This window comes from Ruegeria sp. HKCCA4812, from assembly GCF_013034245.1.
Classification (GTDB): domain Bacteria; phylum Pseudomonadota; class Alphaproteobacteria; order Rhodobacterales; family Rhodobacteraceae; genus Ruegeria.
In genome coordinates this window covers 228,566-242,863 of sequence record NZ_WQFQ01000003.1, presented here as the reverse complement: position 1 = coordinate 242,863, position 14,298 = coordinate 228,566, and the positions used below count along the sequence as shown (strand labels likewise).

Sequence of the window (14,298 nt, the reverse complement as noted above, 5' to 3'; positions counted from 1 at the left end):
CCCGTCCCATGTCCGAACCGAAGAAGCTGTTTATCAAGACTTATGGCTGTCAGATGAACGTCTATGACAGTGAACGCATGTCCGAGGCGCTGGGCGGGCAGGGCTATGTCGAAACCAAAACGCCTGACGATGCCGACATGATTCTGCTGAACACTTGTCACATCCGCGAAAAAGCGGCTGAGAAAGTGTATTCGGAACTCGGTCGCTTCAAGGGTCTGAAGGCCGAAAAGCCTGACCTGAAGATCGGTGTGGCAGGCTGTGTTGCGCAGGCCGAAGGTGAAGAAATCATGCGCCGCCAGCCGCTGGTCGATCTGGTCGTCGGTCCGCAAAGCTATCACCGTCTGCCCGAGATGGAGGCCAAGACCCGTGCGGGCGAAAAGGCGCTGGACACCGATTTCCCCGAGGAAGACAAGTTCGAAAAACTGAAAAACCGTCCCAAGGCCAAACGCGGCCCGACGGCGTTTCTGACCGTTCAGGAAGGGTGCGACAAGTTCTGCGCCTTCTGCGTGGTGCCTTATACGCGTGGGGCCGAAGTCAGCCGCCCCGCGGATCGCATCATCCGCGAAGCCCATGATCTGGTTGAACGCGGCGTGCGCGAGATCACGCTGTTGGGCCAGAACGTGAACGCCTATCACGGGGCCGGCCCCGACGGAGACATGACCCTGGCAGGGCTGATCTGGGAACTGAACAAGGTTGACGGGCTGGAACGTATTCGTTTCACCACGTCGCACCCCAATGACATGGCCGACGACCTGATCGAGGCACATGGCAGCTGTGAGAAACTGATGCCGTATCTGCACCTGCCGGTTCAGTCGGGCTCGGACCGTATCCTCAAGCGAATGAATCGCAGCCACACGGCAGAAAGCTATCTGCGCCTGATCGAACGCATTCGTGCGGCGCGCCCGGATATCGTGATGTCAGGGGATTTCATCGTCGGCTTCCCCGAAGAAACCGAAGAGGATTTTCAGGCAACGATGGATTTGGTTGAAGAGGTCAAATACGGCTACGCCTATTCCTTCAAGTATTCCACACGCCCGGGAACACCGGCGGCCGAACGGGCTCAGGTTGATCCGGCTGCGGCGGATGATCGATTGCAGCGCCTTCAGGCCCTTATCACAAGACACCAAAGGGAAATTCAGGACGGTATGGTCGGTCGTACAGTCCGCGTTTTGTTTGAAAAACCGGGCCGCCTGCCGGGCCAGATGGTCGGAAAATCCGAGTATCTGCATTCGGTGCACGTGAAGGGCACCGGGATTGCCGTTGGTGATCTGAAAGAGGTCCGGATCACCGACTCGGGCGCCAATTCTTTGGCGGGTGAGCTGCTCTGAGTCGGTAAGATTCCGCCGTTCAGACACCATAGTTGGTGTTTGTTTCGAAAATTTACCCTTGATTTATTGCTTGGAACTATGCTCGGAGAGGAGCCATGTTTTTTCAGGCGCCGTTTTTGCGTCAAAAAAACGATTATTCGCCGATCCCGAGATCGGAGTGATGGAGGTACGAGTGCCAATCTTGAACAGCTTCAGGACCCTGAGCCTAGTGAAAACCTTGCCTTTGGCCTCGGTTGTCACTTTTTTTGCCAGCGCGACGATTGCCGGAGACCTGAAGGGCACGACAACCGATCCTGTCGTTATCAGCCCCAAGAAGTTCAGCAGTGACGTCAGTGCATTTTACCTGGGGATTGCTGGCGGCTACGCATCTGGCTGGGACGATCGATTTGGTCTGAGAACGCCCGCCGGGCTGTTTGATATTGGCGACCTGAACGTATCCGGCGCATACGGTGGCTTTCGTGGTGGCTGGCGTGGTGTTCTGCCTTCAAGGTGGGGGCGTGATTTCGTTTATGGTTTTGAAGTCAGTTATGATTTCGGATCCTTGGACGATAGTGTCAGAACCCAGATCTCTGGTGCCGATGTTCAGGGTGGGACAGAGGTTTCTGACGTTTTGTCCCTCAGGTACCGAAGCGGCCTGACAAGTCGAAACGGTCGGGTTCTGTACTTTTTCAGTGTCGGTTACTTGTGGGGGGATGTTGAGACAACCAACAATATCGCAACGGGGACTTCGACACAGAATTTTGCGTTGTCGGATCGGCGGGGCGGATATACCGCAAGCATCGGTGCCGAACACAAGCTGACAGACAATTGGTCGGTCACCGGCGAATACGAATACGTTCAGTTCAAATCCGAAGACGTTCAATTCGGTTCGGGCTTTTCCACGAAGTCCACACCGAAATACGGCGGCTTGAGATTCGGGCTGAACTATACGTTCTGATGCGCGTCTGACAGGCTTTTTTCTTTTGTATGATCGGCGCTTTTGTCATCCGTGGGCTTATTTTTGAAACTGTGGCTTGCGCCCACCAAGATTTGTTGTCTACGCTCGGGGAGAACTGCCAAGACAGGAGAACGGATTGGCCATCGGTGCCCTGACCCCACCGCAAGACGAAATGCCCCAACGCGAGGCGTTTTTAGAGTTTCCCGACAACCGATTGTTGATTGACCTGTGCGGCGAATACGACCGCAATCTGACCGACATCGAAAGCAAGCTTTCCGTCCAGATCGTGCGCCGCGGCAATCAGCTTGTCGTGATGGGCGATGAAGACGCCCAGAAGCAGGCGATTGAGGTGCTGCAATCGCTTTATACGCGATTGGAAGGAGGGCGCGAGGTTGAGGCCGCGGACGTGGACCGAGAACTGCGGATGGGTAGTTCGGAACAGGGGACCGGCAGCCGCGACGGCGATCAGTTGGAAATGTTCAAGGGCGGTTCAGTCGAGATCAAAACCCGCAAGAAACTGGTGGAACCGCGCACGGACGCCCAGAAAGCTTATGTGCAGTCACTGTTTCAAAATGAGCTTGCATTTGGCATTGGGCCTGCTGGCACGGGGAAAACCTATCTGGCTGTCGCGGTGGGCGTGTCGATGTTCATTGGCGGGCATGTGGATCGAATCATCCTCAGCCGTCCGGCGGTCGAGGCGGGTGAAAAACTGGGCTATCTGCCCGGTGACATGAAGGACAAGGTCGACCCCTACATGCAGCCGCTGTACGACGCGCTGAACGATTTTCTGCCCGGCAAGCAGCTGGCCAAGCTGATCGAGGAAAAGCGAATCGAAATAGCGCCGCTGGCGTTCATGCGTGGACGCACGTTGGCCAATGCTTTTGTGGTGCTGGACGAGGCACAGAACGCCACGACCATGCAGATGAAGATGTTCCTGACTCGTCTGGGCGAAGGCAGCCGTATGGTAATCACCGGCGACAGGTCTCAGGTGGATTTGCCACGCGGCGTTCAGTCGGGTTTGCAGGATGCCGAAAGACTGTTGAAAACGATCCCCAACATCAGTTTCAACTATTTCACGTCCAAGGACGTGGTTCGCCACCCGCTTGTGGCCGCGATCATCGAAGCGTATGAGGCGGATGCGGGCCGCGAAACCAGTTGATTGCAAGGCTCATTCACAGGGCTGTTGTGCGATAAGATGAATCTGGAACTCACTGTCGAAGACGACCGGTGGCAAGGGCTTGAAGCTTTGTCGCGGCAAGCGATATCCGCCGTCCTGTCCCATGCGGAACTGGACCCTGAGCTTTGCGAGATCAGCGTTCTGGGATGCGATGATGCGCGCATTTCGGAGCTGAACGCCGAGTTTCGCGGCAAACCAGCCGCCACCAATGTTCTGAGCTGGCCGGCAGAAGACTTGGCCCCGGACGAATCCGGGCAAGCGCCGCATCCGCCAAAGCCGGATTTCACCGGTGAAATTCCTTTGGGCGATATTGCGATCTCCTTCGACACCTGCGCGCGTGAGGCGGATGAGGCGGGCAAGGACATTGATGATCACGTCATCCATTTGCTTGTTCACGGAACGTTGCATTTGCTGGGATATGATCACATTCGTGACCCCGATGCCGCTTTGATGGAAGGGATTGAGGTCGAGATACTTGGCAAATTGGGTATCGATGACCCATATAAGGTATAAGGTGGGTCATGTGACCCGATCAGTTGGAACAAGGTAATGGGCGAAACAGACGGCAGTTCTAGGGCGGCGCAAAGCGCGCAACCTCAGGACAGCGGCAATGATACAGAAGAGAAAAGCGGGTTTATTTCCCGCATTTTCGACGCGTTTTCGGGTCATGAGACTCAGCAAAACCCGGGGATGAATGGGCAGAGCGCAGCGGCCGCTCGGCCTCACGGGATGATGAACCTGCGCCGGATGCGCGTCGAAGACGTGGCCATTCCAACGGCCGAGATCATCGCGGTTCCTTCTACCATCACCAAGGATGAACTGGCTGACGTGTTCCGGGACAGTGGGTTGTCCAGAATCCCGGTCTATGAAGGAACGCTGGATACGCCGTTGGGCTTCGTTCACCTCAAGGATTTCGCACTGACCCATGGTTTCAATGGCGGTGCCGACAAGTTTGACCTGAAATCCATGTTGCGCACGCTTTTGTTTGTGCCGCCTTCAATGCCGATCGGTGTCCTGCTGACCAAGATGCAGACCGAACGTCGCCATATGGCGTTGGTGATTGATGAGTATGGCGGCGTCGACGGGCTGCTGACGATCGAAGACTTGATCGAGCAGGTCGTGGGTGAGATCGCGGACGAACACGATGCAGACGAAGATCAGCTTTGGGTGCAGGAAAAGCCGGGCTGTTACGTTGTGCAGGCACGTGTGCCGCTTGAGGACTTCGAAGCCGAGATCGGCAGATCCTTGACCAGCCACGAGGATGTGGATGAAGAAGACATCGACACGCTGGGGGGGCTGGTGTTCATGCTGTCCGGGCGTGTTCCGGCACGGGGTGAGGTCGTGATCCATCCGGAAGGGCCGGAATTCGAAGTGATTGAAGCCGACCCGCGACGCATCAAACGGTTGCGCGTCATGCTGCCGGACGTCTCTGCATGACGCCTGTCAGGGGCTGGCCGTTATCGTTGAGATTGTTTGCCGCCGCCGCACTGGGCGCCTTCGGCGCTTTTGGTCAGGCACCGCATGGGTATTGGGGCGCTACTGTTGTTGCACTGGTTTTGATCGTTCCGGTGTTCCTCGCCAGTGAAACTCGTGCTCGCGCGGGGTGGATCGGCTGGTTCTTCGCCACCGGCTATTTTGCCCATGCGCTCAGCTGGATCATCGAGCCCTTCCAGGTGGATGCAGAGCGCCACGCCTGGATGGCACCGTTTGCGCTGGTGTTTATGGCCGGCGGGCTCGCCTTGTTCTGGGCGGTTGCGTTTCGACTGGCGCGGCATGTTGGCGCGACCGCCATGCAGCAAAGCGTTTTGCTGATCGCGACGCTGTCGCTGGCTGAACTGGCACGGGGATACGTGCTGACCGGGTTCCCCTGGGGCGGAGTGGCGCAAATCTGGGTGAATACGCCCGTGGCGCAATTGCTGTCTCTGGTAGGGCCGTATGGCCTGAATGCGCTGACATTTGCCGTGGCGTTTCCGATAGGGGCGGCACTGATTCAGGAAAGACGCTTGCGGGCACTGCTCCGTCCACTGGGATTTACATCTGCGGCGGCGGCGCTGGCAGTTGGCTATGCGTCGATGCGGCCAATAGTGCAGGAAGGCCCGCACACAGTTCGTGTTGTTCAGCCCAACGCGCCGCAGCACCAAAAGTGGGACCCGGCATATGCGCCCTTGTTCTTTGCCCGTCAGATTGAATATTCCGCCGCTTTGCCCAGACCGGACCTGATCGTCTGGCCCGAGACCGCAGTTCCAGCCTGGCTGGGCAGCGCGCAATCGTATTTGACGGCCATTGCGGATGCCGCTCAGGGGACGCCCGTGGTTTTGGGGATCCAGCGCGGAGACGGCCCGAGGATTTTCAACTCGATGGTCTATCTGGATGAAGCCGGGCAGCAGGGCGGTCTGTATGACAAACACCATCTGGCCCCGTTTGGAGAATATGTGCCTTTTGGCGAGTTGATGGGCCGTTTTGGGATTTATGGGATGGCGGCCACAACGGGGCATGGATTCAGCGCAGGGCCGGGGCCCGAGCTCTTAGGCCTTGGCAAATTGGGAAAGGCGCTGCCTCTGATCTGTTACGAAGCCGTGTTCCCGCAGGATGTGAACGGGGCGGCGGGTCGGGCGGACTTTCTGTTGCAGATCACCAATGACGCGTGGTTCGGAACGCGTTCGGGACCGTTTCAGCATCTGGCACAGGCCCGGATGAGGGCAATTGAACAGGGTCTGCCGATGATCCGTTCGGCCAATACCGGCATATCGGCCATGATTGACCCATTGGGTCAGGTCACGGCCGCATTGGCGCTGGGCAAGGCGGGATATGTGGATGCGATCCTGCCGCAGCCACATCAGCCAACAGTTTATTCCCGCATCGGGGACAGCCCTGTTCTTGGACTGCTATTGTTTCTTACTGCATTGGCGTGGTTCAACATCCGTCGCCTGACCAAATAATTAGAGATTGACCCCATCTTTAAGCGAGCGTATGCGTCTGTGACCTGTCACAACGGCTTCCTGGCGTGGCGGAGAAACCCCTAATGGAGCGCATTTATGTCCCGACAGAACTATACATTTACTTCGGAATCCGTTTCCGAAGGGCATCCCGACAAGGTCTGTGACCGCATCTCGGATGCTGTCCTTGATGCATTTCTCAATGAAGAACCAGAAGCCCGTGTGGCCTGCGAAACCTTCGCCACGACCAACCGGGTTGTGATCGGTGGCGAAGTAGGTCTGTCTGATCAAGACAAGCTGCACGATTACATGGGACGCATCGAACAGATCGCCCGCGACTGTGTCAAAGACATCGGTTACGAGCAGGACAAGTTTCACCACGAAACCGTCGAAGTAACCAATCTGCTGCACGAACAATCCGCCCATATCGCTCAGGGCGTTGATGCTGCGGATGACAAGGACGAGGGTGCCGGCGACCAGGGCATCATGTTCGGTTATGCCACGACTGAAACTCCGGCGCTGATGCCCGCACCGATCCAGTATTCGCACGCTATCCTGCGGCGACTGGCGGAAGTACGCAAGAATGGTACCGAACCTGCTTTGGGCCCCGACGCAAAGTCGCAGCTGTCAGTCGTTTATCGCGACGGCAAGCCGGTCGGCGTCAGCTCGATCGTTCTGTCTACGCAGCATCTGGATGAAGCGTTGTCTTCGGATGATATCCGCGCCATCGTCGAGCCTTATATCCGCGAAACCCTGCCTGACGGCTGGCTGTCGGCCGAAACCGAATGGCACGTCAACCCGACCGGAAAGTTCGTTATCGGCGGACCGGATGGTGACGCGGGCCTGACCGGGCGCAAGATCATCGTGGATACCTATGGCGGTGCGGCCCCTCATGGCGGCGGCGCGTTCTCGGGCAAAGACCCGACCAAGGTTGACCGCTCGGCAGCATACGCAGCACGCTATCTGGCCAAAAACGTCGTGGCGGCCGGCATGGCCGAACGCTGCACGATTCAGCTGAGCTACGCGATTGGCGTGTCCAAGCCGCTGTCGATCTATGCCGACACGCACGGAACCGGCCAATTGGCGGATGCGGTTATCGAAAAAGCTGTGGGTGAGGTCATGGATCTGACACCGCGCGGCATTCGCCAGCATCTGCAACTGAACAAACCGATCTATCAGCGCACAGCTGCTTACGGCCACTTTGGTCGCCAGCCGAGCGATGATGGGGGTTTCAGCTGGGAGCGCACCGATCTGGTCGATGCGTTGAAATCCGCAGTCTGATCTGAACAACACAAAGCGCGCCTTCCAGGGCGCGCTTTTTCCTTGTGCGTACCGCGCGCCCTTGCAACGTTCTCTGGCGCGCAGTATGGCGACCGCCATGAGCACCGAGACCCCACAACGCCCGCGCAGAAACTTCTATGGCCGCTTCAAGGGCAAGACCCTGAAGCCCAGCCAAAAGACCTATCTGAACGAAGATCTGGCGGCTTTGTCGCCCGGTGCGGTGGATTGGGATACAAACCCCGAACGCAGGCCGTTGGACCTGAACAAGTTGTTCGGCGGCAAGCCGGTCTGGCTGGAAGTCGGCTTTGGCGGCGGCGAGCATCTGGTTCATCAGGCGCAAAGCAACCCCGACATCGGCATCATCGGGGCCGAGCCCTATATCAACGGCGTTGCCATGCTGCTGGGCAAAATTCGGCAGGCGGGGGTTGATAACCTTGCCGTGCATCCCGGCGATGCCCGAGACCTGTTCGACGTTCTGCCAGAGGCCAGCATATCGCGCGCCTTCCTTCTGTATCCTGACCCGTGGCCCAAAACCCGGCATCATCGTCGCCGTTTCGTGACACCGGAACATCTTGAACCGTTGGCAAAGGTCTTGAAGCCCGGATCGATCTTCCGGGTCGCCACGGACATCCCCGACTATGTGCGGCAGACTCTCGAGGAAGTCCCCCGCGCCGGGTTCGAGTGGCTGGCCGAGCGCCCCGCAGATTGGCGCGAGCCGTGGGACGACTGGATTTCCACACGCTACGAGCAGAAAGCCTTGCGTGAAGGTCGCACGCCCCACTACCTGACCTTCCGCCGCAATGACTGATTGCCGCTGGACCAACCGGTGCCAATTCGCTAATCGGCTTGAGCACTGATAGCGCAAAAGGAGCCCCCATGTCCGGACACGGAACGCCCATCCCGATGACTTCGCATCCCTGCGGCCCGCTGACCGGCACGGCAGAGGTGCCGGGCGACAAGTCGATTTCGCACCGGTCGTTGATCCTTGGCGCGATGGCTGTGGGCGAGACCAGGATCTCGGGGTTGCTCGAAGGTGAGGACGTCTTGGACACCGCAAAGGCAATGCGGGCCTTCGGGGCCGAAGTCACAGATCATGGCGGCGGCGAATGGACGGTGCATGGCGTGGGCGTCGGCGGGTTTGCCGAACCGGATCAGGTGATTGACTGCGGCAATTCCGGCACCGGAGTCCGGCTGATCATGGGTGCCATGGCGACCTCGCCGATTACGGCAACCTTTACTGGTGATGCCAGCCTGAACAAGCGCCCCATGGCGCGGGTAACGGATCCGCTTGCGCTGTTTGGGGCGCAGGCCGTGGGCCGCTCGGGGGGGCGTTTGCCCATGACGATCGTCGGTGCGTCGGACCCGACTCCGGTCCGGTACGAAGTTCCGGTGCCCTCGGCCCAGGTGAAATCCGCCGTTCTGCTGGCGGGGCTGAATGCCCCCGGTAAAACCGTGGTTATCGAGAAAGAGGCGACGCGCGATCATTCCGAGCGGATGTTGTCCGGTTTCGGTGCCGAAATTACCGTGGAAGACACTGTTGAAGGCCGGGTCATCACTTTGACGGGGCGCCCGGAATTGAAGCCGCAAGTCATCGCCGTTCCACGCGACCCGTCCAGCGCGGCCTTCCCGGTTTGCGCGGCGCTGATCACGCCCGGTTCGGACGTTCTGGTGCCGGGTATCGGCCTGAACCCCACGCGCGCGGGCCTGTTCACGACGCTGCGCGAGATGGGCGCCGACCTGACCTATGAAAACGAGCGCGAAGAGGGCGGCGAGCCGGTTGCCGATCTGCGCGCGAAATACTCGCCAGACATGAAGGGTATTGACGTACCGCCTGAACGCGCGGCCTCGATGATCGACGAATACCCCGTTTTGTCCGTGGTTGCCGCAAACGCCACGGGCACCACGATGATGGGCGGAGTGAAGGAACTCCGGGTGAAGGAAAGCGACCGCATCGATGCCATGGCACGCGGTCTGCGCGCCAACGGCGTCACGGTCAACGAGGGTGACGACTGGTGGTCGGTCGAAGGGTTGGGTATCGGCAAGGTTCCGGGCGGCGGGACGTGCGAAAGCTTCCTGGATCACCGCATTGCCATGTCCTTCATGGTGATGGGCATGGGCGCGCAGAACCCGGTAAGCGTGGATGATGGTAGTCCGATCGCGACATCCTTCCCGATTTTTGAACCGTTGATGGCGTTGCTTGGTGCAAAGGTAGAGCGCAGGTGAGCTTCACTGTCGCCATTGACGGACCTGCGGCTGCGGGCAAGGGCACGATCTCCAAGGCCGTTGCGGCGCATTTCGGGTTCGCGCATCTGGACACCGGCTTGCTGTATCGCGCCGTTGGGCGGCGTACTCTTGAAGGGTTTGGCGCGCTTGAAGCAGCGCAGGCCCTGACCGCCGAAGAGCTTGAGCAGGGTGATCTGCGCACGGCTGAAATCGCGAAGGCCGCATCCAAAGTGGCGGTGATCCCCGAGGTTCGCGCCGCCTTGGTGGATTTTCAGCGCGCCTTTGCCCGAAGGTCGGGCGGAGCCGTTTTGGACGGGCGCGACATCGGGACGGTGATTTGTCCCAATGCCGAGGTGAAGCTGTTTGTAACGGCCAGTCCGGAGGTGCGAGCCGAACGCCGGTTTCTGGAGCTTAGTGCAAAAGGTGCTGACGTGACGCGCGAACAGGTTCTGGCAGATGTCAAAGAGCGGGATGCCCGCGACGCAGAGCGCAGCGCTGCGCCGATGAAGCCAGCTGAGGATGCAGTGCAACTGGACACGACAGACCTCAGTATCGAGGCTGCATTGGCCAAAGCGCTTGAAATCATAAGCGTAAAACTGCCCGCGACGCGCTGACGTCGCAGGCAGGGGCGGAGTTTAAAGCTCGCCTACGGCGATGCTCTTGATGTTTGCCCACTGTTCGTCCGCTGTTTTTGCGGTGGCGGGAACGTCCTTCAGGAAGGCCGCGCGGGTTTCGGCGTTCAGGAACAGGTACAGTTTTCCATCTGCGACCAGGTACTGATCCGGGTCTCCGTCGAACTTCTTGCCGACCGATACGCCGAATGAACAGAACCCACCATGCTGCGGCAGGTAGGCCTCCGGGTTTGCTTCGAACGCCTCGAGGTTGGCGGCTGTGGTGAAGTAATAGGATGCGCCATCATAGGTCGCCGAGTGGGTGGCGAAGCCTTCGACCGGATTACCATCATTGACCAAAGCAACCAGATCGACCCCATGTGCGGCAAGCGGGGCACCTGCGGCCGAGATGCCGTTCGACACGTTGATTTCGTCCGCGGCAAATGCCGGAGTGGACAGGGCGATGGCGGCTGCCAGGGCGGTGAAGACGATAGTTTTCATTACACGTTTCCTCTTGGTTCTGGGTTCGGGTCGATCGGATCGTCGACCGGTGAAACATAGTTAGGGGATGAAAGCTGGACGTGTAATCGCAGATAGGCCATCAGATATTGCAGATCGTACAAGTATCTGAATGTCCAGAAGGTGCGTTCACCAAGCTTTGTTTGGTCAGTGTGGTTTTGCGTACCTATGCTGAAAGAATGCCCGCAGGAGTGCCATCATGATCCGATTAGCCCTCATCCTTGTTTTCATTGCCCGAAGCCTTGCCGCGCAAGAGCCCGTGCAAAACCCACCCGAAGCCGAGCCGCCGATGACGTATGAACGGCTGGGCAACATTCTTTTCGCGCTTGACCCCGAAGCAGAGCCGAGCGGCCCCGGGTTTCAATTGACGATTGCAGGGGTGGAGGTCTTGGTCATCACCGACACCAATGCGGATCGGATGCGGGCCATGGTCCCGATCCGCAGCGCCGATGCGCTGTCGGAGGAAGACTTGATCCGAATGATGCAGGCCAATTTCGACAGCACGCTGGATGCCCGTTATGCGATTGCCAATGGCACCTTGTGGGCTGCGTTTATCCACCCATTGTCCCTTTTGGAAAAAGACCAGCTGATCTCGGGGCTGGCCCAGACTGTGAACATCGCCAGGACATATGGCACCCTGTATTCCGGCGGCGCGGCAGAGTTCGGAGGCGGCGACAGCACCGATCTGCAACGTGAGTTGATTGAGGAACTGCTGAAGAAAGGCGAAGAGATCTGACTGCATCGTGAATATGGGACTGGCGTGACGCCAGCTGATTGGCCGACGTTGCACGGACGGGCCTTCAGGCCGGTGCGTCATAGACCCTAGATGGATTCAGGAAAGCTGTTATAGTTTCTTCCCAGCGAAAAGGGAAAGCTGCGACACAACCCGCAAAAAAGCAGGGGCGCAGCAAAAAATTCCCAAGCCAACAGGGACAAAACTACATGAACAATCGTTTGAACAAAATCACCATCGTGGGTGGCGGTACGGCTGGATGGATGACCGCGCTGATCCTGGACATGGTGTTTTCCCGCACGTCAGCGCCCAAGGATCGACCGCAAATCTGCCTGATCGAAAGCCCGAACATCTCGACCGTGGGGGTGGGTGAAGCCACGGTTCCGCGGATGCCTGTCACGCTGCGTCAGGCGGGTATTTCAGAGCGGAGTTTCTTCCGCGAGACCAACGCGTCCTTCAAGCTGGGTGTGAAGTTCTGCAATTGGAACAATGACGCCAAGGGCAATCGCATCGACTACATGAACCCCTTTGCGCACGGCCAGATGCTTGAGGGGCTGGAGGCCGCCGAGTATTTCCTGCGCTTCGGCAATGGCGACAGGGATTTCACGCAGTCCATATCGCCGCATGATGATCTGGCCCGTTTGTGTAAGGGCGCGCGTCAGTTGGGGCAGCCGGAATTCGAACAACGGTTTGGTTATGCCTATCATCTGGATGCCGTAAAGTTTGCAGGCATGCTGACCAAGGTCTGCACGAAGCGCGGAGTGGAGCATATCCGGGATGAGGTGCAAACGGTTGAACTGGATGAACAGGGCAATGTCAGTCATCTCATGCTCGAGGCAAAAGGCCGCCATGACATTGAGATGGTCGTGGATTGCACCGGGTTCCGTGGGCTGATCATCAACAAGGCACTTGGCGAGCCATTTTTGGATTACTCTGACTACCTGCCCAATGATCGGGCCATGGCGTTGCAGATCGAGCATCCGGATCCTGACAAGATCGAAAGCGCCACCAGATCCACTGCCTTGGGTGCAGGTTGGACGTGGCGCGTGCCGCTTTTTAACCGTGTGGGCACAGGATATGTCTATTCGTCGGCACACCGCACGGATGATCAGGCAGCGGACGAATACCTTGAGTGGCTGGGTGACAGCGGCAAAGGTTTGACACCGCGCGTGATCCCGATGCGCGTCGGTCGCGTGCGCAATGCCTGGGTCAAGAATTGCGTGGCCATAGGCCTGTCCGGCGGGTTCATTGAACCGCTGGAAAGCACGGCGATCCATATGATTGACCATGCGATACGCTGGTTCGCCGAGCATTTGCCCACGCGAGACATCGAGCCTTCGCTGAGGGACAGATACAATCGACAGATGGACAAGCTCTATAATGAGGTTCTGGAATTCATCTGTTTGCACTATCGGTTGGGCAACCGTACCGATGACCAATACTGGATCGATGCGCGCACCGAGATGAAGATACCGGATCGGTTGGCCGAAAATCTTGACTTGTGGCAGTATCGCCTGCCGATGGACCACGATATCGAGTTCGCCACTTTGTTTGACAGCCGCGTTTATCAGACCGTTCTTTTGGGCAAACAGGTTTATGATACGGGCTATGGTTCAGGCATCCGTGATCGTCTTCGACCGTTGAAGAAACCGATTTGGTTCCAGGGTATGAAGAACGCGAAAATGGATCTGGCGAAGATCGTTAAATCCATGCCGGATCACAAAACACTGTTGCGCGATATCCGGGGGGAACTTGATCAACCTGCCTTTGGAATGGCGGCGGCAATGAAGCCTACAGTGGCGATGCCGGGCACGGCGCCAGCCCCTGTTGTCATCGAGAACATGCCGAACTTTGCTGAAATCCAAAGCGGCAAAAAGGATCTGCAACTGTTCTGACTGCTTCCTGCCCGTCGCGCAGGGAATGTTTGCAGGAAAGGCGGGGCGCAATTTCCCCGTCTTTTTTACTTCCAACTGTTTTATCAATATGTAATGTAATCACATATACTTAGCGAAAGGCGACCGTATTGCTACAACAGAAGAAACAAGGGCAAACAAGGGGTCGGAACTTGCGGAGCACCCTCAAACGTCGGAGACGACAGGCGGCGCCTATGCAGGTCTACGACTCTCTGCCGTCAGGGCTTCGCCTGTGGTTGGCCTCGGCAAGCTTGCCGTGGAGCCCCGTTTCTGCGCAAAAAATCTGGAACCGGGCCGGAGGTGCGCGCAACCCATCCGCAGCGTTGATGCGACTGGACGCAATTGAGCAGGCCATGCTGCGGCGCGATGCCGGGGTTTGAACCTTCAAAACCGGCAACGCGCCTGGGTACAGAGCCGCCAAACCTTGAAAATATGGGCTTTGCCCTTGCACATACCGGGGAATCCGCCTATACGCGCGCTGTCGATACAAGGGCGGTCAACGTCCGGATGACGTTTCTGAGCAGGGCCGAGTTACCTCGGCCCTTTGTGTTTGTTTGCTCAGGGGCGCACCGGATCACGCCTGAAGACATCATGAAACAAGACCGGCGGAGACAACCGCTCGGCCAGCAAAAACGTATTG

General features: G+C 58.1%; 14 protein-coding genes and 1 riboswitch. Of the genes, 13 read left to right on the top strand and 1 reads right to left on the bottom strand.

Translation table 11 applies throughout. The annotated features are described in order from the left end of the window. Window positions 1-8: 8 nt before the first annotated feature. The 10 genes from miaB (at window position 9) to cmk (ending at window position 10,496) form a co-directional block, all read left to right on the top strand. Entirely contained in the window at window positions 9-1,328 is a 1,320-nt protein-coding gene (miaB, locus tag GOW04_RS11485; RefSeq protein WP_171232632.1) for a tRNA (N6-isopentenyl adenosine(37)-C2)-methylthiotransferase MiaB, read from the top strand. A gap of 172 nt (window positions 1,329-1,500) precedes the next feature. Beyond that, window positions 1,501-2,265 carry an outer membrane protein gene (locus GOW04_RS11480; protein WP_371814396.1) on the top strand — a complete coding sequence of 255 codons (765 nt, stop codon included), beginning with the start codon at window positions 1,501-1,503 and terminating at the stop codon, window positions 2,263-2,265. A gap of 136 nt (window positions 2,266-2,401) precedes the next feature. Then, window positions 2,402-3,424, top strand: coding sequence for a PhoH family protein (locus tag GOW04_RS11475; protein ID WP_171232631.1), 1,023 nt, complete (start codon window positions 2,402-2,404; stop codon window positions 3,422-3,424). A gap of 36 nt (window positions 3,425-3,460) precedes the next feature. Continuing rightward, a complete protein-coding gene (gene ybeY / locus GOW04_RS11470) occupies window positions 3,461-3,955 on the top strand; it encodes an rRNA maturation RNase YbeY (RefSeq protein WP_171117393.1) in 495 nt (164 codons plus the stop codon). 36 nt (window positions 3,956-3,991) lie between these two features. After that, window positions 3,992-4,879: a hemolysin family protein gene (locus GOW04_RS11465; RefSeq protein WP_171232630.1), complete on the top strand. Its 888-nt coding sequence runs from the start codon at window positions 3,992-3,994 to the stop codon at window positions 4,877-4,879. A 26-nt stretch (window positions 4,880-4,905) separates the two neighbouring features. Then, a complete protein-coding gene (lnt, locus tag GOW04_RS11460; RefSeq protein WP_254430127.1) occupies window positions 4,906-6,381 on the top strand; it encodes an apolipoprotein N-acyltransferase in 1,476 nt (491 codons plus the stop codon). Between the two features lie 41 nt (window positions 6,382-6,422). Then, window positions 6,423-6,472: riboswitch (SAM-SAH riboswitch) on the top strand. A 5-nt stretch (window positions 6,473-6,477) separates the two neighbouring features. Beyond that, entirely contained in the window at window positions 6,478-7,659 is a 1,182-nt protein-coding gene (gene metK, locus GOW04_RS11455) for a methionine adenosyltransferase (RefSeq protein ID WP_171229546.1), read from the top strand. A gap of 97 nt (window positions 7,660-7,756) precedes the next feature. After that, window positions 7,757-8,467, top strand: a complete 711-nt coding sequence (gene trmB / locus GOW04_RS11450) for a tRNA (guanosine(46)-N7)-methyltransferase TrmB (RefSeq protein ID WP_171117401.1) — start codon at window positions 7,757-7,759, stop codon at window positions 8,465-8,467. A gap of 68 nt (window positions 8,468-8,535) precedes the next feature. Beyond that, the gene (gene aroA, locus GOW04_RS11445) at window positions 8,536-9,882 is read left to right on the top strand and encodes a 3-phosphoshikimate 1-carboxyvinyltransferase (protein ID WP_171205597.1); all 1,347 of its coding nucleotides are present in this window, start codon (window positions 8,536-8,538) and stop codon (window positions 9,880-9,882) included. Continuing rightward, entirely contained in the window at window positions 9,879-10,496 is a 618-nt protein-coding gene (gene cmk, locus GOW04_RS11440) for a (d)CMP kinase (protein ID WP_171232628.1), read from the top strand. Before aroA ends, cmk begins: the two co-directional genes overlap by 4 nt. Window positions 10,497-10,517: 21 nt before the next feature. On the opposite strand, the gene GOW04_RS11435 is transcribed toward cmk, so the two are convergent. Then, window positions 10,518-10,994 (bottom strand): YHS domain-containing (seleno)protein, encoded by a 477-nt coding sequence (locus tag GOW04_RS11435; RefSeq protein WP_152457172.1) that lies wholly within the window; start codon window positions 10,992-10,994, stop codon window positions 10,518-10,520. Between the two features lie 217 nt (window positions 10,995-11,211). On the opposite strand from GOW04_RS11435, the gene GOW04_RS11430 reads away from it, so the two are divergent. The 3 genes from GOW04_RS11430 to GOW04_RS11420 all read left to right on the top strand — a co-directional run bounded on the left by GOW04_RS11430 (window position 11,212) and on the right by GOW04_RS11420 (window position 14,038). Continuing rightward, on the top strand, window positions 11,212-11,748 hold the full coding sequence (locus GOW04_RS11430; RefSeq protein WP_171232627.1) for a hypothetical protein: 537 nt from the start codon (window positions 11,212-11,214) through the stop codon (window positions 11,746-11,748). Between the two features lie 206 nt (window positions 11,749-11,954). Then, the gene (locus GOW04_RS11425) at window positions 11,955-13,640 is read left to right on the top strand and encodes a tryptophan halogenase family protein (RefSeq protein ID WP_171232626.1); all 1,686 of its coding nucleotides are present in this window, start codon (window positions 11,955-11,957) and stop codon (window positions 13,638-13,640) included. 128 nt (window positions 13,641-13,768) lie between these two features. Next, a complete protein-coding gene (locus GOW04_RS11420; RefSeq protein WP_371814395.1) occupies window positions 13,769-14,038 on the top strand; it encodes a DUF6525 family protein in 270 nt (89 codons plus the stop codon). Window positions 14,039-14,298: the final 260 nt, after the last annotated feature.